Source organism: Pseudomonas sp. HY13-MNA-CIBAN-0226, assembly GCF_040310305.1.
GTDB lineage: Bacteria > Pseudomonadota > Gammaproteobacteria > Pseudomonadales > Pseudomonadaceae > Aquipseudomonas > Aquipseudomonas gregormendelii.
Map to the genome: position 1 here is coordinate 1 of NZ_JBEOPS010000021.1, position 24,554 is coordinate 24,554.

General features: G+C 60.1%; 21 protein-coding genes and 1 tRNA gene. 11 read left to right on the forward strand and 11 right to left on the reverse strand.

The window, feature by feature from the left end; genetic code table 11:
* Window positions 1-138: 138 nt before the first annotated feature.
* On the reverse strand, window positions 139-1,620 hold the full coding sequence (gltX, locus tag AAEZ05_RS21645) for a glutamate--tRNA ligase (RefSeq protein WP_045057786.1): 1,482 nt from the start codon (window positions 1,618-1,620) through the stop codon (window positions 139-141).
* A gap of 219 nt (window positions 1,621-1,839) precedes the next feature.
* On the opposite strand from gltX, the gene AAEZ05_RS21650 reads away from it, so the two are divergent.
* Together AAEZ05_RS21650 and AAEZ05_RS21655 are read left to right on the forward strand one after the other, a co-directional pair.
* Window positions 1,840-2,889 (forward strand): HlyD family secretion protein, encoded by a 1,050-nt coding sequence (locus tag AAEZ05_RS21650; protein WP_350648781.1) that lies wholly within the window; start codon window positions 1,840-1,842, stop codon window positions 2,887-2,889.
* The gene (locus AAEZ05_RS21655; protein WP_350598139.1) at window positions 2,879-4,429 is read left to right on the forward strand and encodes an MDR family MFS transporter; all 1,551 of its coding nucleotides are present in this window, start codon (window positions 2,879-2,881) and stop codon (window positions 4,427-4,429) included. Before AAEZ05_RS21650 ends, AAEZ05_RS21655 begins: the two co-directional genes overlap by 11 nt.
* Before the next feature lie 139 nt (window positions 4,430-4,568).
* Here the strand turns inward: AAEZ05_RS21655 and uvrB are convergent, their stop codons facing one another.
* The gene (gene uvrB, locus AAEZ05_RS21660) at window positions 4,569-6,584 is read right to left on the reverse strand and encodes an excinuclease ABC subunit UvrB (RefSeq protein WP_045057783.1); all 2,016 of its coding nucleotides are present in this window, start codon (window positions 6,582-6,584) and stop codon (window positions 4,569-4,571) included.
* Between the two features lie 351 nt (window positions 6,585-6,935).
* On the opposite strand from uvrB, the gene AAEZ05_RS21665 reads away from it, so the two are divergent.
* Both AAEZ05_RS21665 and AAEZ05_RS21670 read left to right on the forward strand, forming a co-directional pair.
* Window positions 6,936-8,132, forward strand: coding sequence for an amino acid aminotransferase (locus AAEZ05_RS21665; protein WP_045057782.1), 1,197 nt, complete (start codon window positions 6,936-6,938; stop codon window positions 8,130-8,132).
* Between the two features lie 177 nt (window positions 8,133-8,309).
* Window positions 8,310-8,519, forward strand: coding sequence for a hypothetical protein (locus tag AAEZ05_RS21670; protein WP_045057781.1), 210 nt, complete (start codon window positions 8,310-8,312; stop codon window positions 8,517-8,519).
* Here the strand turns inward: AAEZ05_RS21670 and AAEZ05_RS21675 are convergent.
* Entirely contained in the window at window positions 8,516-8,746 is a 231-nt protein-coding gene (locus tag AAEZ05_RS21675) for a hypothetical protein (protein ID WP_045057788.1), read from the reverse strand. The two genes, AAEZ05_RS21670 and AAEZ05_RS21675, sit on opposite strands and share 4 nt — an antisense overlap.
* 227 nt (window positions 8,747-8,973) lie before the next feature.
* Between AAEZ05_RS21675 and AAEZ05_RS21680 the strand changes: the two genes are divergently transcribed.
* Window positions 8,974-9,049: transfer RNA gene (locus AAEZ05_RS21680), tRNA-Asn, on the forward strand.
* A gap of 90 nt (window positions 9,050-9,139) precedes the next feature.
* Here AAEZ05_RS21680 and AAEZ05_RS21685 read toward each other — a convergent pair.
* The 3 genes from AAEZ05_RS21685 to AAEZ05_RS21695 all read right to left on the reverse strand — a co-directional run bounded on the left by AAEZ05_RS21685 (window position 9,140) and on the right by AAEZ05_RS21695 (window position 12,684).
* Window positions 9,140-10,657 (reverse strand): nucleobase:cation symporter-2 family protein, encoded by a 1,518-nt coding sequence (locus AAEZ05_RS21685; protein ID WP_045057780.1) that lies wholly within the window; start codon window positions 10,655-10,657, stop codon window positions 9,140-9,142.
* A gap of 296 nt (window positions 10,658-10,953) precedes the next feature.
* Window positions 10,954-11,781: an arylamine N-acetyltransferase family protein gene (locus AAEZ05_RS21690; protein ID WP_045057779.1), complete on the reverse strand. Its 828-nt coding sequence runs from the start codon at window positions 11,779-11,781 to the stop codon at window positions 10,954-10,956.
* A 108-nt stretch (window positions 11,782-11,889) separates the two neighbouring features.
* On the reverse strand, window positions 11,890-12,684 hold the full coding sequence (locus AAEZ05_RS21695; RefSeq protein ID WP_045057778.1) for an exodeoxyribonuclease III: 795 nt from the start codon (window positions 12,682-12,684) through the stop codon (window positions 11,890-11,892).
* A gap of 194 nt (window positions 12,685-12,878) precedes the next feature.
* Here AAEZ05_RS21695 and AAEZ05_RS21700 point away from each other — a divergent pair, with 194 nt between their 5' ends.
* Complete coding sequence (locus AAEZ05_RS21700) at window positions 12,879-13,241, forward strand: hypothetical protein (protein WP_350648785.1); 363 nt, start codon at window positions 12,879-12,881, stop codon at window positions 13,239-13,241.
* A gap of 61 nt (window positions 13,242-13,302) precedes the next feature.
* Here the strand turns inward: AAEZ05_RS21700 and AAEZ05_RS21705 are convergent, their stop codons facing one another.
* The 3 genes from AAEZ05_RS21705 to AAEZ05_RS21715 are packed head-to-tail and all read right to left on the reverse strand — an operon-like array spanning window position 13,303 to window position 17,454.
* Window positions 13,303-14,874: a sensor domain-containing diguanylate cyclase gene (locus AAEZ05_RS21705; RefSeq protein WP_502947786.1), complete on the reverse strand. Its 1,572-nt coding sequence runs from the start codon at window positions 14,872-14,874 to the stop codon at window positions 13,303-13,305.
* Window positions 14,875-14,899: 25 nt separating this feature from the next.
* The gene (locus AAEZ05_RS21710; RefSeq protein ID WP_350648787.1) at window positions 14,900-15,697 is read right to left on the reverse strand and encodes a WaaZ-like lipopolysaccharide core biosynthesis protein; all 798 of its coding nucleotides are present in this window, start codon (window positions 15,695-15,697) and stop codon (window positions 14,900-14,902) included.
* Between the two features lie 11 nt (window positions 15,698-15,708).
* Entirely contained in the window at window positions 15,709-17,454 is a 1,746-nt protein-coding gene (locus AAEZ05_RS21715) for a L,D-transpeptidase family protein (RefSeq protein ID WP_350648789.1), read from the reverse strand.
* An 81-nt stretch (window positions 17,455-17,535) separates the two neighbouring features.
* On the opposite strand from AAEZ05_RS21715, the gene AAEZ05_RS21720 reads away from it, so the two are divergent.
* From AAEZ05_RS21720 to tal, 5 genes are all read left to right on the forward strand, one after another.
* On the forward strand, window positions 17,536-18,240 hold the full coding sequence (locus AAEZ05_RS21720) for a murein L,D-transpeptidase catalytic domain family protein (protein WP_045057773.1): 705 nt from the start codon (window positions 17,536-17,538) through the stop codon (window positions 18,238-18,240).
* A 124-nt stretch (window positions 18,241-18,364) separates the two neighbouring features.
* Entirely contained in the window at window positions 18,365-19,177 is an 813-nt protein-coding gene (locus tag AAEZ05_RS21725; RefSeq protein ID WP_350648791.1) for an alpha/beta fold hydrolase, read from the forward strand.
* Window positions 19,170-20,339 (forward strand): PAS domain-containing sensor histidine kinase, encoded by a 1,170-nt coding sequence (locus AAEZ05_RS21730; protein WP_350648793.1) that lies wholly within the window; start codon window positions 19,170-19,172, stop codon window positions 20,337-20,339. Before AAEZ05_RS21725 ends, AAEZ05_RS21730 begins: the two co-directional genes overlap by 8 nt.
* A 116-nt stretch (window positions 20,340-20,455) precedes the next feature.
* The gene (dusA, locus tag AAEZ05_RS21735; protein WP_350648795.1) at window positions 20,456-21,451 is read left to right on the forward strand and encodes a tRNA dihydrouridine(20/20a) synthase DusA; all 996 of its coding nucleotides are present in this window, start codon (window positions 20,456-20,458) and stop codon (window positions 21,449-21,451) included.
* Window positions 21,452-21,733: 282 nt separating this feature from the next.
* On the forward strand, window positions 21,734-22,660 hold the full coding sequence (gene tal / locus AAEZ05_RS21740; protein WP_045062488.1) for a transaldolase: 927 nt from the start codon (window positions 21,734-21,736) through the stop codon (window positions 22,658-22,660).
* 84 nt (window positions 22,661-22,744) lie between these two features.
* On the opposite strand, the gene rssC is transcribed toward tal, so the two are convergent.
* Together rssC and rssB are read right to left on the reverse strand one after the other, a co-directional pair.
* On the reverse strand, window positions 22,745-23,227 hold the full coding sequence (gene rssC / locus AAEZ05_RS21745; protein WP_007935262.1) for an anti-sigma factor antagonist RssC: 483 nt from the start codon (window positions 23,225-23,227) through the stop codon (window positions 22,745-22,747).
* A complete protein-coding gene (rssB, locus tag AAEZ05_RS21750; protein ID WP_045062484.1) occupies window positions 23,227-24,408 on the reverse strand; it encodes a two-component system response regulator RssB in 1,182 nt (393 codons plus the stop codon). Before rssB ends, rssC begins: the two co-directional genes overlap by 1 nt.
* Window positions 24,409-24,554: the final 146 nt, after the last annotated feature.

The window sequence follows — 24,554 nt, forward strand, 5'->3', positions numbered from 1 at the left end:
TTGAACTGCACGGAATACTTGCCCATGGAAAAACCCCAAAAGTCAGGATATGTGTCCAACTTTTGGGGGTCAGCTCAGGATTGCATTTCAACTGTAGGAGCTGGCGAAGCCTGCGATCTTTTTAGTCGCTGCCCGTAATCAGGCGATATTGGCCAGGAGCTTTTCCCATTCCTTGTTTTCCTTCTTCGACACGCCACCGAGCAAATCGATGGCCTGGCGCAGACGGAAACGGGTCAGGTCCGGCCCGAGAATCTCCATGGCGTCGAGCACCGAGACCGAGCTTGCTTGCCCGGTGATCGCGGCGAACATCAGCGGCATGGCGTCACGCAGTTTCAACTCCAGGGATTCGACCACCGCCTGGATCGTCGCGGTAATGCTGTCCTTCTCCCACTGACGCAGGCTTTCGAGCTTCCACAAAATCAACTGCATCAACTGACGCACCTGATCGCCCGACAGCTTCTTAGACTCGAACAGCTTCGCGTCCGGGTTGACCCCGCCGGCGAAGAAGAACCCGGCCAGCGGAGCGACCTGGCTAAAGGTTTCAACGCGGCCCTGCACGTGCGGCGCGATTTTCATCATGTATTCAGGGTTCAACGCCCAGGTCTGCAGGCGCGAGGCGAACTCGTCCACCGGCAGGTCACGCAGCCACTGGCCGTTGAGCCAGGAGAGCTTCTCGATGTCGAAGATCGGCCCGCCCAGGGAGACGCGCTTGAGGTCGAAGTTGTCGACCATTTCTTGCAGCGAGAACTTCTCGCGCTCATCCGGCATCGACCAGCCCATGCGCCCCAGGTAGTTGAGCATCGCCTCAGGCATGAAGCCCATGCGCTCGTAGAACGTCACCGAGGTCGGGTTCTTGCGCTTGGACAGTTTGCTCTTGTCCGGGTTACGCAGCAGCGGCATGTAGCACAGCTCCGGTTGTTCCCAGCCGAAGTACTCGTAGAGCAGGATCAGCTTGGGCGCCGATGGCAGCCATTCTTCGCCGCGCAGCACGTGGGTGATGCCCATCAGGTGATCGTCGACCACGTTGGCCAGGAAGTAGGTCGGCAGGCCGTCGGTCTTCATCAGCACTTGCATGTCCATGCGATCCCACGGGATCTCGACGTCGCCACGCAGCATGTCCGGCACCACGCAGACGCCTTCGCTTGGCACCTTCATGCGGATAACGTGCGGCTCGCCAGCGGCCAGACGACGGGCCACTTCTTCCGCAGGCAGCAGCAGCGCACGCCCATCGTAGCGCGGGGTTTCGCCCCGGGCCTGTTGTTCGGCGCGCATCTGGTCCAGCTCTTCGGCGGTGCAGAAGCACGGGAAGGCGTGGCCCATTTCCACCAACTGCTGGCAGTACTTCTGGTAGATATCGCCACGTTCACTCTGGCGATAAGGACCGTGCGGGCCGCCCACGTCCGGGCCTTCGCTCCAGTCGATACCCAACCAGCGCAGGGCGTCGAAAATCTGCTGTTCGGACTCGCGGGTCGAACGCAATTGGTCGGTGTCTTCGATCCGCAGGATGAACTCACCGCCGTGCTGCTTGGCAAAGCAGTAGTTAAACAATGCGATGTAAGCGGTACCTACGTGGGGATCCCCGGTAGGCGATGGCGCGATGCGAGTGCGGACGGTGGTCATGGCAAGTCTCGAAATGAAGATAAAACAAAGGGCGAATGGTAACAGGCGACACCGGCCCGGCTCCAGTGAGCAGGGCATTTAAGCCAAGTTTGCGTCTGCAACGCGCTTCGCAGCCGGTGAATGGCCGAATATCAACGGTCGGCATTTACCGTTTATCGGCTGTATGCCAGATTGGGCTGCTGATACCTTTCCTTACAATTTCTCGACTACAGTCTGCCCATGCCTGCCCAACTCAAGCGTCGCCTGTTTATTTTCCTGTTGCTCGTCCTGCTCATCGCCGGGGGATTCTTTGCTCACTGGTTTTTCAAAGGGCGCTTTTACGAAAGCACCGACAACGCCTATGTGCAGGGCGAGATCACCCGCGTGTCGAGCCAGCTCGGCGCTCGCATCGATCAGGTTTTGGTGCAGGACAACCAGCACGTTGAAAAAGGCCAGTTGCTGGTCAAACTCGAAGGTGATGATTTCCACCTGGCCGTCGACCGCGCCAACGCCGCCCTCGAGACCCGCCAGGCCGAGCGCCTGCAAGCCCAGAGCAAACTCACGCAACAGGCCAGCCTGATTGCGGCCAGCGAGGCGCAGGTGGCCTCCAGCCAGGCCAGCCTCAGTCGTTCGCAAATCGATTTGTCCCGCGCCGAAACCTTGCGCAAACCCGGCTACGTATCAGAAGAACGGGTGACCACCCTCTCCGCCGACAACCATATTGCCCGCTCCCAAGTGACCAAAGCCCAGGCGGATGCCCAGAGCCAGCGCCAGCAGGTGAACTCCCTGAGCGCCGAAATCAAGCGCCTGGATGCGATGATCGCCAATGCCCGGACCGATCTGGCCCAGGCCGAGCTGAACCTGACCCGCAGCGAGATCCACGCGCCCATCAGCGGCCTGATCGGCCAGCGCGCCGCGCGCAACGGCCAATACGTGCAGGCCGGCGCGTACCTGCTGTCGATCGTGCCGGACCAGGACATCTGGATCCAGGCCAACTTCAAGGAAACCCAGATCGGCCACATGCAGCCAGGGCAGAAAGCCGAGCTGACCTTCGACGCCTACAGCGATACGCCGATTGAAGCGCGGGTCGACAGTCTGTTTGCCGCTTCCGGGGCGCAATTCAGCCTGCTGCCACCGGACAATGCCACCGGCAACTTCACCAAAGTCGTACAACGGATCCCGGTCAAACTGACCTTCGCCGCGGATAACCCGCTGCACGGCAAGATTCGTCCGGGGATGTCGGTCACCGCCAAAGTGAACATCAAAGACGCCCCTGACGATGGCCGGTGACCAACTGATCCGCCCGGTCGGCGAGCCGACGCGGCGGGACTGGATTGCGGTCATGAGCGTGATGCTCGGCGCCTTCATGGCCGTGCTCGATATCCAGATCACCAACTCTTCACTCAAAGACATCCAGGGCGCGCTCTCGGCGACCCTGGAGGAAGGCTCGTGGATTTCCACTTCCTACCTGGTCGCGGAAATCATCATGATCCCGCTGACGGCGTGGTTGGTGCAGTTGCTGTCAGCACGTCGCCTGGCGGTATGGGTCTCGCTGGGCTTCCTGGTGGCTTCGCTGCTTTGCTCCATGGCCTGGAGCCTGGAAAGCATGATCGTGTTCCGCGCCTTGCAGGGCTTCACCGGCGGTGCACTGATTCCGCTGGCGTTCACCCTGACCCTGATCAAGCTCCCCGAACACCATCGCGCCAAGGGCATGGCCATGTTTGCCATGACCGCCACCTTCGCGCCCTCCATTGGCCCGACACTGGGCGGCTGGCTGACGGAAAACTGGGGCTGGGAATACATCTTCTACATCAACATCCCCCCCGGCCTGATCATGATTGCCGGGCTGATGTACGGTCTGGAGAAAAAAGAGGCGCACTGGGAACTGCTCAAAAGCACCGACTACATGGGCATTCTCACCCTGGGTGTCGGCCTTGGTTGCCTGCAGGTTTTTCTTGAAGAAGGCCATCGCAAGGACTGGCTGGAATCGAGCCTGATCGTGACCCTGGGCAGCATCGCGCTGATCAGCCTGATCACCTTTGTGATCGTGCAGGTATCCAGGCCCAACCCCCTGATCAACCTGGGCATCCTGCGCAATCGCAATTTTGGCCTGTCGAGCATTTCCAGCCTCGGCATGGGGGTGGGCTTGTATGGCTCGATTTACCTGCTGCCGTTGTACCTGGCGCAGATCCAGAACTACAACGCCCTGCAGATCGGCGAAGTGATCATGTGGATGGGTGTGCCCCAGCTGTTTCTGATTCCGCTGGTGCCAAAACTGATGAAGTACATCTCACCCAAATGGCTGTGCACGCTGGGTTTTGGGTTGTTCGGCCTGGCGAGCTTCTCGTCGGGGGTGTTGAATCCGGATTTTGCCGGGCCGCAGTTCAATCAGATCCAGATCATTCGCGCCCTGGGCCAGCCGCTGATCATGGTCACCATTTCACTGATCGCCACCGCCTATATCCTGCCCCAGGATGCGGGGTCGGCGTCGAGCCTGTTCAACATCCTGCGCAACCTGGGCGGCGCGATTGGCATCGCCCTCCTCGCCACATTGCTGGATGCGCGAACCAAGACCTACTTCGATTATTTGCGCGAGGCGATCGTACCGACCAACCCGCAGGTGGCGGAGCGCATGGCGTCGATGACGGATAGGTTTGGCAGCGAGACGGCGGCCTTGGGCAAACTGAGCGAAATCGCGCACCAGCAGGCCTCGATCATGGCGTACAACGATGCGTTTCACTTTGTCGGGATTGCGCTGGGGATCAGCATGATTGCGGTGTTGCTGACCAAGGCATTGCCGGCGGGGATCAAGGCTGGGGAAGCGCACTGATTTTGTAGTGCGGCGACTGACCTCATCGCGGGCAAGCCCGCTCCCACAAGATTTAGAGCCGTTCGCAGGATTTGTGGATCGACACAAAACCTGTGGGAGCGGGCTTGCCCGCGATGAGGCCAGTCAGGCACCGCACACCTCAAACAGTGATCAGGCGCTCGCGCAGCTTGCCAATCTCGTCGCGCATCTGCGCCGCAGCCTCGAACTCGAGGTCCCGCGCCAAGGCGTACATTTTCTCCTCCAGCGCCTTGATCCGCTTGGCCACTTCGCCCGGTGAGCGCAGTTCGGCTTCGTACTTGGCGCTTTCCTCGGCAGCCTTGGCCATGCCCTTGCGCTTCTTGCTGCGCGAACCCGGCACAGTGGCACCTTCCATGATGTCGGCAACGTCCTTGAACACCCCTTTGGGCGTGATGCCGTTGGCCAGGTTGAAGGCAATCTGCTTGTCCCGGCGACGCTCGGTCTCGCCGATCGCCCGCTCCATGGACCCGGTGATGCGGTCCGCATACAGGATCGCCCGGCCATTGAGGTTACGCGCCGCCCGGCCGATGGTCTGGATCAGCGACCGCTCGGAACGCAGGAAGCCTTCCTTGTCCGCGTCAAGAATCGCCACCAGGGAGACCTCCGGCATGTCCAGGCCTTCTCGCAGCAAGTTGATCCCCACCAACACGTCAAACGTCCCCAGCCGCAGGTCGCGGATGATTTCCACGCGTTCCACCGTGTCGATGTCCGAGTGCAGGTAACGAACCCTTACACCATGATCGGCCAGGTAGTCGGTCAAATCCTCAGACATGCGCTTGGTCAAAGTGGTGACCAGCACCCGCTCTTCCAGCGCGACACGCTTGGAGATTTCCGACAGCAAATCGTCGACCTGGGTCAGCGCCGGGCGGATTTCGATCTGCGGGTCCACCAGGCCGGTCGGCCGCACCAGTTGCTCGACCACCCGCCCCGCATGTTCGGCCTCATAGTTGCCAGGCGTCGCGGAGACGAAAATGGTTTGCGGGCTGATGTGTTCGAATTCGTCGAAGCGCATCGGCCGGTTATCCAGGGCCGACGGCAGGCGGAAGCCGTACTCCACCAGGGTTTCCTTGCGCGAACGGTCGCCCTTATACATGGCCCCCACCTGGGGCACGCTGACATGGGATTCGTCGATCACCAGCAACGCATCGGCCGGCAGGTAATCGAACAAGGTCGGCGGCGCCTCGCCGGAAGCGCGCCCGGACAGGTAGCGCGAGTAGTTTTCGATACCGTTGCAGTAGCCCAGCTCGAGAATCATCTCCAGGTCGAAACGCGTGCGCTGCTCCAGGCGCTGTGCTTCCACCAGCTTGTTGTTGGAGCGCAGGTAGTCCAGGCGCTCCTGCAGTTCGACCTTGATCCCCTCGATGGCGCCGAGCAGGGTTTCTCTCGGGGTCACGTAGTGGCTCTTCGGATAGAAGGTGAATCGCGGCAACTGGCGCGTCACCTCGCCAGTCAGCGGATCGAACGCGGAAATCCGCTCGACCTCGTCATCGAACAGCTCGATGCGGATCGCTTCAAAGTCCGATTCCGCCGGATGGATATCGATCACGTCGCCGCGAACCCGGAATGTCGCCCGGGCGAAATCCATGTCGTTGCGGGTGTATTGCAGGTCCGCCAGGCGGCGCAGCAAGGCGCGCTGATCCAGCTTGTCGCCGCGATCCACGTGCAACACCATCTTCAGATAGGTTTCCGGGCTGCCCAGGCCGTAGATGCACGACACCGTAGTCACGATGATCGCGTCCTTGCGCTCCAGCAGGGCCTTGGTCGCCGACAGTCGCATCTGCTCGATGTGGTCGTTGATCGAGGCGTCCTTCTCGATAAAGGTATCCGAGGACGGCACATAGGCTTCGGGCTGGTAGTAGTCGTAGTAGGAAACGAAATACTCAACGGCGTTGTTGGGGAAAAACGCCTTGAATTCGCCATACAACTGCGCGGCCAGGGTTTTGTTCGGCGCCAGCACCAGGGTTGGGCGCTGAACCTGGGCAATGACGTTGGCGATGCTGAAGGTCTTGCCCGAGCCGGTCACACCGAGCAACGTCTGGTGCGCCAGCCCGGCCTCGATGCCTTCGACCATCAGGCGGATGGCTTCCGGCTGATCGCCGGCGGGCTCGAAGCGGGTGACTAGCTGGAATTCAGACATGCATACCTCTGGGTTCTCGAAGCAGGGAATCGCGCCTGCAGGTTAAACCTGCTGGAACGAGAAAAGCCGCAAACGACTGACGCCGCCCGAGGAAAAAAACTGGATTGTGCTCAATGTGGAGCCGATTGCCTGCGCTTTCAAGGTAAACGTCCTACATCACTCTGGGTCTTTGACGACGCAGTGCGACTAACGGTCGAAAAATAATGCAAAAAACTTACGCGAAAAGCCGAATCGTCTGTCGCCTTCACTCGTTGATGGCCTCTATACTAGCTCCCCGTTTGTGCACCGCTCTAGTGCATTCGGCTGGAGCGCGACACGTCCCTCCACTCCCCATTCAGAGCCGCCGCAAAAATGAGCCTGTTCTCCGCTGTCGAAATGGCACCACGCGATCCAATCCTGGGCCTCAACGAAGCATTCAACGCCGATACACGCACCACCAAGGTCAACCTGGGGGTCGGTGTTTACTGCAACGAGGAGGGGCGAATTCCACTCCTGCGCGCCGTTGTCGAAGCCGAGACGATTCGCGTCGCTCAACACGCGTCCCGCGGCTACCTGCCAATCGACGGCATCGCTGCCTACGACCAGGCCGTGCAAAAACTCCTGTTTGGCAACGATTCGCCCCTGATCGCCGCTGGCCGTGTTCTGACCACCCAGGCGGTCGGCGGCACTGGTGCACTGAAAATCGGTGCTGACTTCCTCAAGCAGCTGCTGCCCGACGCCGTCGTAGCGATCAGTGACCCAAGCTGGGAAAACCACCGCGCGCTGTTCGAAACCGCCGGTTTCCCGGTACATAACTATCGCTACTACGACGCCGCGACCCACGACGTTAACCGCAGCGGCCTGCTGGAAGACCTCAACGCCCTGCCGTCTGGCTCGATCGTCGTACTGCACGCCTGCTGCCACAACCCGACCGGCGTGGACCTGAGCCCGGCGGACTGGAAAAACGTGCTCGACGTGGTCAAAGCCAAAGGCCACGTGCCGTTCCTCGACATGGCCTACCAGGGCTTTGGCGACGGCATCGACGAAGACGCGGCGGCCGTGCGCCTGTTCGCTGAATCGGGCCTGACCTTCTTCGTCTCCAGCTCGTTCTCCAAGTCGTTCTCGCTGTACGGCGAGCGCGTTGGCGCCCTGTCGATCGTCAGCGAGTCGAAAGAAGAAAGCGCGCGAGTGCTGTCGCAGGTCAAGCGCGTGATCCGCACCAACTACTCCAACCCGCCGACCCACGGTGCAAGCATCGTCGCTGCTGTACTGAACAGCCCTGAGCTGCGCGCGCAGTGGGAAGAGGAGCTGGCTGAGATGCGCCTGCGCATTCGCGCCATGCGCACCCAGATGGTCGACCTGTTGGCGGAAAAAGCGCCGCAGCGTGACTTCAGCTTCGTCGGTCGCCAGCGTGGCATGTTCTCCTACTCCGGCCTGACCACCGAACAGGTTCACCGCTTGCGCAACGAGTTCGGCATCTACGCGCTGGACACGGGCCGCATCTGCGTTGCGGCGCTGAACCAGAGCAACATCAAGGCGGTAACGGATGCCATCGTTCAGGTGATCTGATTCGGCCTGTTGACGAAAAACGGGAAGCCTTTGGGCTTCCCGTTTTTTATTTGTCTGAAGAATGCGGCTCGAAACCTCTAGACTGCATCAGATCTCAACTAGCCGTAGGAGCTGTCGAGTGCAACGAGGCGGCTCCTACGGGTTTTGTGTACAGCCTGAATTCCTGCGAGAACGTAGATGAAAAATGATGACCTGCGCGCCGAGCGCGATGACCTGGATGAACTGGACCATTTCGTCCCTCGCCCTGCGGCCAAACGCGGCAACAACCTGGTGCTGCAAGTGGCCGCCGGTGTGTTTCTCGGCGGCCTGGCCCTGTGGCTGGTGCAACTGGCGGTGACGATGGTGTATGGCAAGCTGATGCTTGGCACCTTTACCTTCGGCGGTTAAACCAGTTCGCCAGCCCGCTGACTGGCGGCATCGTCATAAGCGACGTAGAGCGATTCGGCGACCTGGCTCTTGATGGCCTTGGTGCTTTCCAGGCCGAGAACGAAACCTTCGGCCTTGCCGCCCGCACGATTCAATTCTTCGGCGGTGCTGGCCTGGGTGATGGCGTCGAACAGCTTTTCAGCGTGTGGGCCAACGCCTTTTGGCAGGCTGATCTGGGCGATGCTCATGCGAACACCCCGTTGGCTGGACAGGTGAAAACTGGGTGATTCATGGCGCGTACCTTTTCGGCGAATGGCCGGCAGCGCGTGTAACCGCTTCCGGGCGGCCATGGTAGACCCCTGAGGGGATTCTGGTAACCGCCAAAGTCGGAAAAACCACTGCGGGTCTCGACGAATTGTCGATTTTAACCACAGGTGCTTGACTTCCCTTTTTGAATCAGTAACATACACGCCATTCCGCGATAGCTCAGTTGGTAGAGCAAGTGACTGTTAATCACTGGGTCCCTGGTTCGAGTCCAGGTCGTGGAGCCAGACAGCAAGAACTGAAAAGCCCCTGAATCGAAAGATTCAGGGGCTTTTTTGTGGGCTTAAGTCTGTTGCAGGAGCGAGCTCCTGCATGATTCAGACATGCTCACCCGTCTTGGCCTGCACCGGTCGCGATTCTCCATGCCCATGGTCAACCTCCACCACCGGAATCTCCTTGCCATCGCAATCGTGCAGCTTGCCATCGCTGAAGTAATCGCCTTCACGCAATGCGGCCAGGTCCTGATAACGCAACACCCGCTCGGTACCCGCAGCGAACACCGACTGCTGGTCGGAGTTGCCCGCCGTCAGGTGGTTAAACGCCAGGTTCAGCACGATGGCCATGATCGCCGACGAGCTGATGCCCGAGTGGAAGATGGTCGCGAACCAGCTCGGGAATTGGTCATAGAAGTTGGGCGCAGCGATGGGGATCATGCCGAAACCGATCGAGGTGGCGACGATGATCAGGTTGACGTTGTTGCGGTAATCAACCTTGGACAGCGTCCGAATGCCACTGGCCGCCACGGTGCCGAACAGCACAATACCGGCACCGCCGAGCACAGAGGTCGGCACTGCGGCAATCACCCGCCCCATGAACGGCAGCAGGCCGAGGATCACCAGGAACAACCCGCCCGTCGCTACCACGAAGCGACTCTTGATTCCGGTCACCGCCACCAGCCCGACGTTCTGGGCGAATGCGCTTTGGGTGAACGAGCCAAAGATCGGCGCGATCATGCTCGACAGCATGTCCGCGCGCAGACCGTTGCCCAGGCGCTTGGAGTCGACCTTGGTCTCGATGATTTCGCCCACGGCGAGAATGTCCGCCGAGGTTTCCACCAGCGTCACCATGACCACAATGCACATCGACAGGATCGCGGCGAAGTGGAACGTCGGCATGCCGAAGTGGAACGGTGTCGGGAAACCGAACATCGGGCCCTGGGTCACGGACGAAAAGTCTGCCATGCCAAGGAACACCGCGATGACCGTGCCGATCACCATGGCCAGCAGGATCGACAAGCGGGAGATGGTCGCGCTGCCGACCTTGCTCAGCAGCAATACCAGCACCAGCGTCACTGCCGCCAAACCGATGTTGGCCATGCTGCCGAAGTCAGGCGCGTGACTGTTGCCCCCCATGGCCCAGCGCGCGGCCACCGGCATCAGCGTCAGGCCGATGGTGGTGATCACGATACCGGTCACCAGCGGCGGGAAGAACTTGGTGATACGCGAGAACACCGGGGTTATCAGTAACCCAATCAACGACGCGGCAATTACCGCCCCCAGGATCGACTGGAACCCGCCCTCCCCGCCGCTGCTGACAATCGCCACCATGGTCGCGACGCCGGAAAACGAGACGCCCTGGACCAGCGGCAACTGGCAGCCAAAAAACGGTAAACCAAGGGTCTGCAGCAACGTTGCCAGGCCCCCTGCAAACAGTGACGCAGCAATCAACAAACCGATGTCCGCCGGCGACAGCCCGGCCGCCTGTCCGATAATCAACGGCACCGCAACGATGCCGCCGTACATGGTCAGAACGTGTTGCAGGCCATAAGCCATATTCGCGCCGATCCCAAGGTTTTCATCCTCAGGCCGTTGGTGTGAAACATGGGGCGTTTTCATGATTGGGGGGTTCCCTGGTTTTTTGTTATGCGCACACTGTATGCAAGACTCAGGACAAATGTCTATAGAGTTGTATACAACTCACCAGTCAGATTATGGACACATGTCCATCCCACCCTTGTTTGCACTGGGCTCCACCAGAAAAATTCCTTCACTATTTTTCGCCTGACAGCTCTCTCGCCCCCCGCTGTTTTTTAGCTTTCAGGCGTTGAGCGAGATCCCGCGAGTGCTCAAAACCTGAGCCGGTCGCTGAAGGCGATCAGCTCGGTCACTTACTGAGGCTGGAAGTACGGCCTCTAAGCGCCGCTCACCAGGCGGGCCAAGGTTTGCCTCAATCCCGCATGCGCTGGCAGCCGAATGCCGAACTCGAGCTGTAGCAAGTCGATGAGTTCTGCGACATCAGCCACTTCATGCCGATCGCTGGCATGGCCAGTTCGGTGGATGGCAAAACTGCCGTTGTTGAGCGTGCGCCGCCAGCCATCCCCGGTCCGCGCCACCATCAGTTGCCTTGAGAAAGACGAGTCTGGATGAGTCGAGACGTACCAGTTGCCGACGGCGTAATCGACGTCCTCCTGGCGCTGCAGGTCGAAGATGTACATCGGCCGCCATTCATCCCCGACCTTGGCGCGCAAGGTATAGCCATCCTCATGCTCGTCGATCCGGTAGGGTTCGTGGAAGGTGGGCTGCTCGGCCCTGGAGTCGAGTAGCAATGGCGCAGTGGGCACCATGCCGCCGAAGCCAACGTCGGTGATGTAGCGTACGCCGTCCAGGTGCACCAGGCTCAAGCGGTGAGTGCGGGCGGTCCAGGCGCCTTCGGGCTGGCCCATTACCACCCGACCGGTAATGCCCTGAACATCGAAGCCCAGCTCTTGGAGCAACACGAAAAAGATGTGGTTGAGCTCGTAGCAATAGCCGCCGCGCTGTTCCTGCAGCAGTTTTCGCTCGATGGACGGCAAGTCGATCAGCACCGGTTCGCCCGCCAGCGTCGCCAGGTTTTCGAACGGGAACACGCCGGTGTGACGCAGTTGCAGCTGACGCAAGGTATCGAGTGTCGGCGCCGGCGGTGCTTCGAACCCTAGAAGTTGCAGGTAGTGCGCAAGGTTGCTCAGGCGTGTCTCGCTCATTGCTCAATCCTATACCGGTGCTGCGGATCGCTCCGCCGATGGGCCACAGGTATAGGCCAAAAACGCCCCGGACCGACAATTGATTTCCCCAATCAGCCTTTTTTGAAATCAACGACGCTTGCGTGAGCCCAGGCGAATCCAGGTCGGGGCATGGTCGCTGGCGTGGGGTTCATTGCGCACCCAGGCGTCCACGCCAGCCTCCTCCAGGTAAGGACTCGACGCCGGGTTGAGCAACAGGTGGTCGATGCGCAGGCCTGAGTTCTTTTGCCAGTGCTGGCGAAAGTAATCCCAGAAGGTATAGAGCCGATCTTCCGGGTAGAGGTGACGCAGGGAATCGGTCCAGCCCTGGTCGAGCAGGCGCTGGTAGCACTCGCGACTTTCCGGCTGCAGCAAGGCATCCTTGAGCCAGGAGCGCGGGTTATAGATATCCATGTCGGTGGGCACTACGTTGTAATCCCCGGCCAGCACCACCGGATGGTCGCTGGCCTGAAGGTCCTTGGCATAGGCGATCAATCGCTCGAACCAGGCCAGCTTGTAATCAAATTTCGGCCCGGGCTGCGGGTTGCCATTAGGCAAGTAAAGACACCCCACCAACACCCCGTGCACGGCGGCCTCGATGTAGCGGCTGTGCGTGTCGCTGTCATCGCCTGGCAACCCGCGCCGGCTTTCCAGCGGTTGCGCATCCCGCGCCAGGATCGCTACCCCGTTCCACGACGACTGGCCCTGCCAGATCGCGCCATATCCGGCAGCTTCAAGCGCGGCGGCGGGAAAAGCGCTGTCCACTGACTTGAGCTCCTGCAGGCAGACAACGTCCGGTTGCTCGCGCTCGAGCCAGGCGAGCAGGTTCGGCAAACGGGCGCGCATGCCATTGACGTTGAACGTGGCGATTCGCAATTTTTTCATGGCCCGGCGCTCCTGCTGGCAAAGTGGACGGCGTGGTTTCCAAGGTTGTGACAGCTGGCTTTTTGCGGGGTTGCGTCGGAATGGGTTTGTACCTGTCCGTTGCGCTCACCTCACGACCACTCGTCATCCAATCGGCACCAACCCCCTCACTCGCTACCCAACATCAGGTAACGACTCATTTTTGGAGACGTACCATGAAAAATCTCAAGATCTCCTCACTGCTTCTGGCCGGGTTGATGTCCGTGGCGTCACTGGGTGCCTATGCGGCGTCCGGCGATGGAGCTGACGCTACCGGGACCAAATCGGGATCCGTCGGTGGCTCGACGATGTCCCCCAATAACAACCCTGGCATGCCTTCCGGCACCTCGGGCGGCAGCAACAGTAGCTCGACCCCATCCACCGGTAGCGGCAGCGGTAGCGGTAGCGGTAGCGGTAGCGGCAGCAGTACCGGCGGCGGCACCGGCACCAATGGCGGCACCAGCGGCTCGGGTGCAGGCGGCGGCACCGGGGCTCCAGGTGGTGGCACGGGCGGTGCGGGCGGTGGCACGGGCAGCTGAACGCGTAAAGGCAGCCGATGAACTCGACTGCCTGCGTTGCCCTGACCGTACAATCGCTGTATCAACGATCTGAGCGTATCAGCGCCTCTTCGGCGCCTTCCATCGAAAGCACCGCCACCCGGTTGCGGCCGGAATGTTTGGCTTGATACAGCGCAGCATCCGCGCGCCCGATAAACACTTCGATGCTGTCGCGCCCGTTTGGCACGAACGAGTAGCACCCCAGGCTCACGGTGACGTATCCCGTGGGCGATTCGGAATGGGTGATGTTCTTGCCCATGACTCTTTGGCGAATTTCCTCTGCGATAATCTTAGCCCCGCGCAGATCGGTGTCAGGCAGCAGTACCGCGAATTCCTCCCCGCCATAACGCACCGCAAGATCAGCCTTGCGCTGACAGCATGCTTTCACCGCACCCGCCACTTCAGCCAGGCAATGGTCACCGACAACGTGACCGTAGGTATCGTTGTAGCGCTTGAAAAAATCGATGTCGAGCATGATCAGGCTGAGCGGACTGGCTTGCCGGGCCCCACGCCCGAACTCGATGTCCAGCGCGCGCTCGAACAACCTCCTATTGGCCAGCCCCGTCAGGCTGTCGTGGGTGGCGATCAGCTCCAGCGTTTCCTGGGCCGCGCGCAAATCCGCCTCGATGCGCTCGCCATTGCGCACCTGATGGATGAACACCCAACCGAACAGGCAAACGCCCAGCACCACCAGGCCGACGATCATGCTGGACTGGAATGCGGTGTCTGACCAGCGCTTGAGAATCGCCGTTTGCGAAGAAGCCGCGGACACCACCAGCGGATAGGCGTCCAGCTGCCGGTAACCGTGCAGGCGTATCACGCCGTCCACCATCGAGCTCACCATGGCATTGCCGGAAGACGCACCGGGCAGCCATTTCTGGAAGATTTCCCCCTGGGCCAGGCTCGAGCCAATCTGCGCTTCCACGAAAGGCCTGCGCGCCAGCAGGGTGCCATCGGTCATGGCGAGGAACATCGAGCCGTTGTCATCGATGCTGAAGCTTTTGAAGAACTGGTCGAAATACGACATCTTGATCCCGGCCATCAACACGCCCAGGAACTTGCCATCCTTGTCGTTTACCCGCTTGGACAGCGGAATGATCCACTCGCCATTCTCGCGACTGCGAATCGCCGGGCCGATGTGCGCCTGCGAAGAAATGTTCTGCTGGTGAAACTTGAAGTAGTCACGATCCGCCACGCCCTTGCCACGGGGCAGGTCTTCGAACGACGTCACCACCCATTGCCCCTGGCGGTCGAACAGGAAAATGCCGTGCAGCTGATTCAGCGCCGCCACTCGCCGGGCGAAGGTCCTCTGCAGCCTTGGCACTTGCGCAGCGCCGTAGCCGTCAGCCTGAATCCAGTCGGCCAGGCTGCTCAACACCAGGTCAGCCTTCATGAAGGTATCTTCAGCCTGCTGTGCCATGGCACGGGTCAGATTCTGCGACGCCACTTGCGCCTGTTCCAGATCGTAACGGCGTGACTGGTCCAGTTGCAGGTACAGCAAACCCACAAGGGTCAGGCACACGGCTACGATGAACAGCACCGCCGCCTTGAGCAGCGGCATTCGTTTCAGCGGCCGGCCGGAGCTGGGCTGGTGGTCATACATGGGAATTGGCAAGGAAACTCATCCTGGGAAAGGCGCGTCAGGCACCGATCATTCTGTCGACATCTTCAAAGGTCACACGGGGCACCAGTTCAGCAGGGATCCTCGAAGTGCTGGACAGGTTGTAGACCTGGAAGTCCGGATTCATTACGTATTTCGACAGAATCTTGAACGACGGCAGAATCCGGGTGTGGAAATGCTCATCCAGCGTGCAAGGCGAAACGAAGGCCCCCGGGGTCTCGTAGAAGCGTTTCACTGATTGATTCAGATCGACACCCACCAGGAACACCTTGGAAAAACCCAGGTGATAAGCAACCTGCAGGGCCACATAAGCCACCGTGCGCGCATCAAAAAAACCACGCTTGAGATTCTTGCTGAAACCCAGGCTGCGATTACGCCCTGCCCCCAGCTTGCGGCTTCGGATCAGTTCCCTGTCACGCCGGCCCAGCAGCCCCAGCCATGACAGCCTGGGCGCGCGAGTCAACAGATACAGCTCCCCCTTGGGGTTGAGCGCCTGGTAATACGCGTGACTTTGCGGCACCGCAACCCGCTGGCTCAAGCGCATGGCTTCAGCGAACAGACGCGGCTGCTCTCTGTAGAACGCGTCATCCGAGCACATGAAAAAGTACGGTTTGATGCCCGTACCGATGAACATCGATATAGCACCGTTCATGGTAATCATCGGCACGTCAGCATACTTCTTGAGAGGAAAGTCCTTGGCTGACGCACCCGAGGCGATGATAAACACCGCCCCGTTACTTATATTGCGACACTCATCCAGGTCATGCACCTGGACCGGACTCTTGACCAGTTCCGTGGCTTTTTGCGCAACATCCATATTCAGCCCCCTTATTTCGGGTTGAGCACCACGGCGGGAGCTCCTGCCCGCAGCAAATCCAGAATCGGTAACTTGGAGGGCAGGTTCAACCCCCGCAGGACAGCCGAATCGTAGCCGTACACATCGGGCTTGAACGTCACTCGCCCGTCATTACTCAGGTCTACCGTCCAGTAAGCCAACAGCACCGGCACCTTCACCGGCAGCCGAATATTTTCGGTCTTGCCCTTGGCCAACTGTTTCTGGATGCCGGCACTGTCCCAGCGCACCGGATCGTTGAACAACAGTTCGACCAGCTGCAACGGGTTTTCCACGCGAATGCAGCCGGAACTGGTGGCGCGCATCGATTTGGAGAACAACTCGCGATGGGGCGTGTCGTGCAAATAAATCGCATAGTCGTTGGGAAAACGAATCACCACCTGGCCCAGCGAACTGTCGGGCCCCGCATCCTGGCGCAGGCTGACGCCACGCGGGTTGCTCCAGTCGACGCTCGACGGATCCAGCACCGCACCCTCGCGATCAATCACGCGAATGTGGTTGGCGGCGAGATACCCGGGATTCCTCTGGATCTTGGGGATCACGTCTTCCTTGAGGATGGTGGGGGGCACCGTCCAGGTCGGGTTGAACGTGACATAGGTGATCTCGGACTGGAACACCGGCGTGTTACGGAACGGCTTGCCCACCTGCACCCGCGAGCGCCAGATGGGCTTGCCGTCGCGGTACATCGCGACTTTATACCCGGCGATATCAACAATCACGAAGGTGCCTTGCAGCTTGTACAGCAGCCAGCGCGCCCGCTCCATGTTCACCCGGACCTGATCGATGCGCGCGTCGACCGACACATTCAGCGCCGCCAGCGTGGTCGCCCCGGCCACACCATCAGCCCCCAGGTACTGCTCGGCCTGATATTTCTTCACTGCCGCAATCACTGCGCCGTCATATTTGGTTCCACGGGCCAGGCGCGGTTCGAGAAAACCACCGGCGACCAACCTGGCCCGCAACTGGGCGACGGCAGGGTCATCCATGCCCGGCTTGAGCGATTGACCTTCGACCACTTTTGGCCAGCCACCCACGTCGTGCACCTTGCGCAACTGCGCCAGGCCTTCGCGCAAGCCGCGATACACCGCCTCTTGCGGTGGCGCCTGGGCAAAGGCGCCGGCCACGTCATGGGCATCCAGGGCGATGAAGAATTTATTCACGTCTTCCCGGGGATCGACGTCCGCAGGGTCGAAATTCCAATGGATATCCAATCGGGAAGGATCGACCTTGCCGCGACGCAACTGCAGCAATGCCGTGAGAAAAGTATGAGTGGCCGCAACATCGAATGCCGCCCGCTGTTCAGGTGTCGCCGAATCAGCCTGCATCAATGTCCGCGACGCGGCCAACTCGTCGATATGAAAATCCGCCGGGTTCAAGCCATCGACCTGAGTGGCCCGCAAGCTGGCAAACAATTGCGCGGTATCGCCTTCGTTGGTCCACGCCGCGCGATAGCCACGATGAGAGTAGAAATCCAGGACCATGCGGCTGACATCGACCCGCTTATGCCGCGGCGCAGTCAGTAAAGGAGGAAAAGATGTCGTCAGGGGCGAAAGGTGCGCCTGGATCGCCTGCCCGACGTTGTCATCCGCTGCCGCATCCCTTTGGATGATGGGAGCAATTGCCCCCTCGTTCGACGAATTTTCTCCATGCGCAGCACCGCTGATCAGAAAGACCATAAAAAAGACGCGGCTTATGACGAATAACCTTGTTAATTGCACCATGGATAATCCTTAATCTCCCGATTTCAACGGCTAGCTTCCCGCAAACAGCTAGACTCGAACCTATCACGATGAGACATCTATATGGCGCCAGCTCGCATTCGTCTGCTTCTCTCGGCCCTGCTGCTGACATCCCTTTCAGTACCGGCAGCCTACGCCGATTCGCTTGCCGCCGCCCTCGTCAAAGCGGCTCCAGATGCCAACGCCGCCGTTATAAACCTGGCAGTACGCGCTTCACAATGTACGCAGGCCCAGGGTTCAGCTCCAGCCCAACGCCTGGCAGTCATCGATTACTCCCTGCCTTCGACCGAACAACGCCTGTGGGTGTTCGATCTGAAAAAGAGAAAGTTGCTGTTTCGTGAACTGGTCGCCCATGGCCGTAACAGCGGCGAGAACATGGCGGTCAACTTTTCCAACCAGAACGAGAGTTTCGCCACCAGTTTAGGGTTGTATCGCACACAAGCCAGTTACGTCGGGCAGAACGGTTATTCCCTGCGCATGCAAGGCCTGGAACCAGGCTTCAACGATAACGCGTTTGACCGGGCAATCGTCATTCACGGTGCACCATATGTCAGTCCGGTACTGGCACGCGCCAACGGCCGGATTGGTCGAAGCCTGGGCTGCCCGGCCGTGAGGCCTGCCGTTGCTCGCCCGTTGATTGACTCGATGAAAAATGGGCAGTTGTTGTTTTCTTATTATCCGGACCAGCGCTGGTTGAAGTCATCGCCTTATATTAACTGCAGTGGCGCAACGGTTGCTTCGGTGGGTAAGGCTACGTCTCGGAAGTAGGTGGGGCGCCCTCCCGAGCTCGTTGCAAAAGTGTAATCAGCGCTCGCGAAGCGTGACCTGCCGGCCCTGACTATTTAAACTCCCGGGGCGCCATTACTTTCTTTGGCCTGCCCGGGAATCAAGCATGGACCTTCAGCATCGCAACAACGTAACTGTGCTGGGTGACGGTCCGTCGACATTGATCCTGTCCCACGGCTTCGGCTGCGACCAGAGCATGTGGAACTACCTGTATCCTCACTTTACCGGGCGTTTTCGTGTGGTGATGCTTGACCTGGTCGGTGCCGGCCGGTCGGATCTAAGCGCCTACGATCCACAAAAATACAGCTCGCTGGCGGGTTATGCCCATGACCTCAACGAAATCATCGACGAGTATGCCCAAGGCCCGGTGATCCTGGTCGGCCACTCCGTCAGCGCCATGATCGGCGTCATCGCTGATCGCCAATTGCCTGATCGAATCGCCGCCCACGTCATGATTGGCTCATCGCCCTGCTACATCGATTCCGATGACTACGTGGGCGGCTTCAAGCTCGAAGACATCCATTCGTTGCTCGACACCCTCGACAGCAACTACCTTGGCTGGTCGAGCACCATGGCGCCGGTCATCATGGGCGCACCGGGGCAGCCGGACCTGAGCGAAGAACTGACCAACAGCTTTTGCCGCACCGAACCGGAAATCGCCAAGCAGTTCGCCCGCACCACCTTCATGTCCGACAACCGCAAGGACGTCGCAGGGCTGACCACGCCCACCTTGATCCTGCAGTCCACCGACGACCTGATCGCGCCTGTTGCCGTGGGCGAATACCTGCGCGCCGTAATCCCCAACAGCCGCTATTGCCTGGTGGACAACGTCGGCCACTGCCCGCACATGAGCGCACCGGGAGCCTGCTCCATCGCCATGGACGATTTCCTGCAGCCCTGGGCCGGAACCGATGACTGAAGAGTCGTACCTGCCGGATGCCCACTCGCTGTTCGAAGGCGCCCCTTGCGCCCTCGTGGTCACCCGTGAAGATGGCAGCATCCTGCGAGCCAACCTGACCTTCTGCACCTGGATCGGTTTCAGCCAGGAGGAGCTGTGCGGGCGCCGCTTCCAGGAACTGCTGACGATGGGCGGGCGGATCTTTCACCAGACCCACTGGGCACCGCTGATGCGCATGCAGGGCTCGGTCGCGGAAGTGAAGCTCGACCTGGTTCACCGCGACCGGCACATCATCACCATGCTGCTCAACGGCGTCCGGCGCGAGCACGCCAGCGGCGCCTTCTACGAACTTGCATTGTTCGGAACCACTGACCGCGACAAATACGAGCGCGAACTGCTCAACGCCCGCAAGCTCGCCGAGGCCCTGCTGAAAGAAAAGACCGCCACCGAAACGGCTTTACAGCAAGCACAGGACGAACTCAGCGACGCCTACGAAAAGGCCCAGCGACGCGCCCAATTTGCTGAACAGATGGTCGCCATCGTCAGCCACGACCTGAAAAACCCGCTCACCGCAATCAAAATGGCCTCGGACATCCTCGCCCGCAGCGAGCGCACCGCCCGGGAAACCACCCTGCTCGGCCACATCAGCCAATCCTCCGAACTCGCCCAACGGATGATCGCCGACCTGCTGGACTTCGCCCTCGCCCGGGTCGGCCAAGGCCTGAGCATCGCCGTCGCCCCTTCGGACCTGCACGGCGTCACCCGCCTAAGCGTCGACGAACTAAGGGTGGCCTTTCCGGCCGCGAACCTCCTCCACCAGGAAAGCGGCAGCGGCAGCGCCCTGCTCGACGCTGACCGAGTGCAGCAGATCATCGGCAACCTGGTCGCCAACAGCGTGGCCTATGGCGATTCGCTACAGCCGGTCATCATCACCTCACGCATCGAACAACATACTGCCATCCTGTCAGTGCACAACCAGGGCCCCGCCATCCCGCCCTCCCTGATAGACGTCCTGTTCGAACCCATGACCCGCGGCACCGAGAGCGACAGTGAAGTGCGCAGCGTCGGCCTGGGATTGTATATCGTCCGGGAAATTGCCAAGGCGCATGGGGGCGACGTCGGCGTGCAATCCAGTGAGGAAGGCGGGACTGAGTTCAGCGTCTATTTCCCACACTCCCTTTAGCGGCTGGTGGCGTCCTGAGGACTGGTGACGGTGGCGCCCGAGGTGAATGATTCGGCAGGCAGCCTAACCCTGATAAACTCCCCATCTCCCAGCCCTGTCGATTCCAGATTCCTCCAATGCCTTCAGCCATTGCCACACCTGCACCGCTCTCCCGCCGCTTCTCCGTCGCGCCCATGATGGATTGGACAGACCGCCACTGCCGCTTCTTCCTGCGTCTGCTCTCCAAACACGCCCTCCTCTACACCGAGATGGTCACCACCGGCGCGCTCCTCAACGGCGATCACGAGCGGTTCCTTCGTCACAATGAAGCCGAGCACCCGCTGGCCCTGCAACTGGGCGGTAGCGTCCCCCTGGACCTCGCTGCCTGCGCACGCATGGCCCAGGAGCACGGCTATGACGAGGTGAACCTGAATGTGGGCTGCCCGAGCGATCGGGTGCAGAACAACATGATCGGCGCGGTGTTGATGGGGCATCCGCAGTTGGTGGCGGATTGTGTGAAGGCGATGCGGGATGCGGTGTCGATTCCGGTGACGGTGAAGCATCGGATCGGCATCAATGGCCGGGACAGTTATGAGCAGTTATGTGACTTCGTAGGCACCGTGCGGGATGCCGGGTGTACGAGTTTTACCGTGCATGCGCGGATTGCGATCCTGGAGGGGTTGTCGCCGAAGGAGAACCGCGATATTCCGCCGCTGCGTTATGACGTGGCGGCGCAGCTGAAGACTGACTTCCCGGATCTGGAGATCATCCTTAATGGCGGGATCAAGACGCTGGAGGCCTGCCATGAGCATTTGCAGACCTTCGACGGGGTGATGCTGGGGCGTGAGGCATATCACAATCCTTATGTGATGGCCGAGGTGGATCAACAGCTGTTCGGCAGCACTGCGCCGGTGATCAGCCGGGCTGAGGCGCTGGCGCAGTTGCGGCCGTATATTGCGGCGCATATTGCTGCGGGTGGGTCGATGCACCATATCACCCGGCATGTGCTGGGGTTGGGTACGGGATTCCCTGGCGCGCGCAGGTTTCGGCAGTTGTTGTCGGTGGATATTCACAAGGCCAAGGAGCCCTTGGCGTTGCTGGATCAGGCGGCGGAGTTGCTGGAGGGGCGTTGATGCGGGGGGGGGCTGATCGCAGCCGTTTTTAAAAGATCGCAGCCTCGTTTCACTCGACAGCTCCTACGCTTCTGCGCTTCTGCGCTGCTACGGCTTTTACTGCTTGGTCAGCCCGGTTGAACCAGTTCCGCATTTCGGCATCGTATTTATCAACACCGCGCCCCACCTTTCAAACAGCCGTTTTCAGGTTGTTGCCGCTGGGGCCTTCGATAGGTACACGCGCCCTTGAGTGGCTGTCAGCGCTCGGGTAATGTCATCAGATCCAAAGGACAGAGCACGCCCATGACTTCCAAGCTGGAACAACTGAAACAAATGACCACCGTCGTTGCCGACACTGGCGACTTCGAAGCCATTGCCCGGGTCAAGCCGGTAGACGCTACCACTAACCCTTCGCTGCTGCTCAAAGCCGCCGCAATCTCCGGTTATGCCGAGTTGTTGAATGCGTGCGTGCATGACTGCAAAGGTGACGTAGGGCTGGCGAGCGATCGTTTTGGCGTCGCGGTCGGGCAGGAAATTCTCAAGGTAGTACCGGGGCGGATTTCCACTGAAGTGGATGCGCGCCTGTCGTTCGACACTGACGCGGTATTGAAGCGCGCGCACCGTCTGATCGAGCTCTATGACAAGGCAGGCGTGGGCCGTGACCGCGTGCTGATCAAGATCGCTTCCACCTGGGAGGGCATTCGTGCCGCCGAGAAGCTGGAGAAGGAAGGCATCCAGACCAACCTCACCCTGCTGTTCTCGTTCGCTCAGGCAGCGGCCTGTGCCGACGCGGGCGTGTTCCTGATTTCGCCGTTCGTGGGCCGCATCTACGACTGGTACAAGAAAGCCAATGGCAGCGACTACACCGGCGCGGACGATCCGGGCGTGCAGTCGGTGACCCGTATCTACAACTACTACAAGGCCAATGACTACAAGACCGTGGTCATGGGTGCGAGCTTCCGCAACCTGAACCAGATCGAGCAACTGGCCGGCTGTGATCGCCTGACCATCAGCCCGGAGCTGCTGGAAAAACTGGCGGCGGACAACGGCAAGCTAGAGCGCAAGTTGGCCCCAGGGCATGCCGGTGAGGCGCGCCTGAGCTTGAATGAAGCGCAGTTCCGTTGGTTGTCCAACGAGGATGCAATGGCGACGGAGAAGCTGGCTGAGGGGATTCGCCAGTTTGCCCGGGATCAGGAAAAGCTTGAGGCGCTTCTGCAAGCCAAGCTGTGATCTAGTCCAAGGCAGTGCAAAAAGGCGAACCCTCAGGGGTTCGCCTTTTTTGTGTGTGAATTCCAGTGTGGGAATTTGACAGTATCAGTGGCGCTCGAGCGCGTTCACCAGGTCATGGAAGGCTTCACGGTTGGAGTCGTTGAGCCCCATGAGGATCTTGTGCGCTTCCAGCACTTTGATCCGCACCACTTCTTCCGACTGATCCTGGTCTGGCAGGTCGGTCAGGCACTCAGGGCACGGGATCGGGCGGTCAACGATGTTGAACACCTGCTCGAAGCCCATGGACTGCAGCAGACGGGTGATGTCTTCGTGGGTGGTGACGACGGTCGGCAGCAGGCCGACTTTTTGCCGCGACAGGATCGACAATTTGGCCAGCAGGCCAAGGGTGGTGCTGTCGATGCTACGGGTCTCGGTCAGGTCGATCACAATGGCGTTGAAATTCAACGCCGTGAAGATCCGCTCAATAGTCGCATCCAACGCCGAACACAGGGTCAGGCGAACTTCACCGACGAACTTCAGGACGAAGGTGCCGTCCTGCTCGGCGAACTGGATTCTACCGGTACTCATTAAAGATTCCTGCTCAACACCAACAGGGCGATATCATCCGGCATCTCCCCAAGCGTGGCCAATCCAAAAACCTGCCGCAACCCATCCAGGGTGCCGCCCGCTGCCTTGACCCGCTGGGGCAAAGCCGCTTCTTTTTCCTTCAGTGTAGGTTCTGGCAGAAGGTCCAGGATGCCGTCGGACATCAGCGTCAGGCTGAAGGTCGGTGGCAGTTCCAGTACGTGGTCTTCGTAGGTGGCTTCATTGAAGAGGCCCACCGGCAGACCGCGCCCTTCCAGATAACGCACACTGTCTGGCGTGTACAACACAGGCAACGGCAAATGACCACCGATGCTATAGGTCAACAAACCTGTCTCCTCGTCGATGACTCCACCGACCATTGTGACGTGTTTACCCAGCTTACAACTGATCAGGCCTCGGTTGATATGACCAAGCACCTCTGAAGGCTTGAATTCCGGCAATGTACCGCTGCGCTTGGATTCGAACAGCAAGCGCGTGGTCATGAACTTCAACAGCACGGTGACGAAGGCTGACGAAGCGCCGTGACCGGAAACGTCCGCCAGGTAGAACGCTACCCGACGCTCATCGACACGGAAATAGTCGACAAAATCACCCGACAGGTACAGCGACGGGATGATTTGGTGAGCGAACTGGAACTCATCGACGGTCCAGGGGCTGACCGGCAGCATGTTCATCTGCACCTGGCGACCGGCGTTCTGGTCTTCCTGCAGCAGGTTGAGGCTGGCTGCCAGCTCGCGGTTGGCCTTCTCCAGCTTCTCACGGTAGCGCTGGTTCTCCAGCAGCAGGCGCGCGCGATCCAGGGCCCGGCGCACGGAGTGCTCGAGCACGGCCAGATCTTCGAGAGGCTTGATCAGGTAGTCAGCGGCGCCCAGGCGCAGGGCCTCGACCGCGTCATTCATCACGCCGGCACCCGAAACCACAATGACCGGGGTTTGCGCAGACCGCTCGGTGACCTGACGGATAAGTTCGAGTCCGCCCATCTGTGGCATGCGCAGATCGCAGATGACCAGGTCGGGCTTGTCTTGCTCGAATACCTGAAGACCTTGCTGGCCATTGCTGGCCTGCAGGACGCTGAAACCACTGTCTTCCAAATAGGCGGCGAGACTCGCGCGCACTACTTCGTCATCATCGATTATCAGCAGCGTGGCACTGGTTTTTGGCATGTGGGCAAACGGCGCCAGAATTAGGTTGGCGTAGCAGGCGGGGTTCAGACCCGGCTCTCGCTACTGGATTCGCTTTCTAGCCTCTCTGACGCGCCGGTTTCGGGCTTTTGCCCTACGCACAGGTCACACCAGAGGTGCCCTCTAAG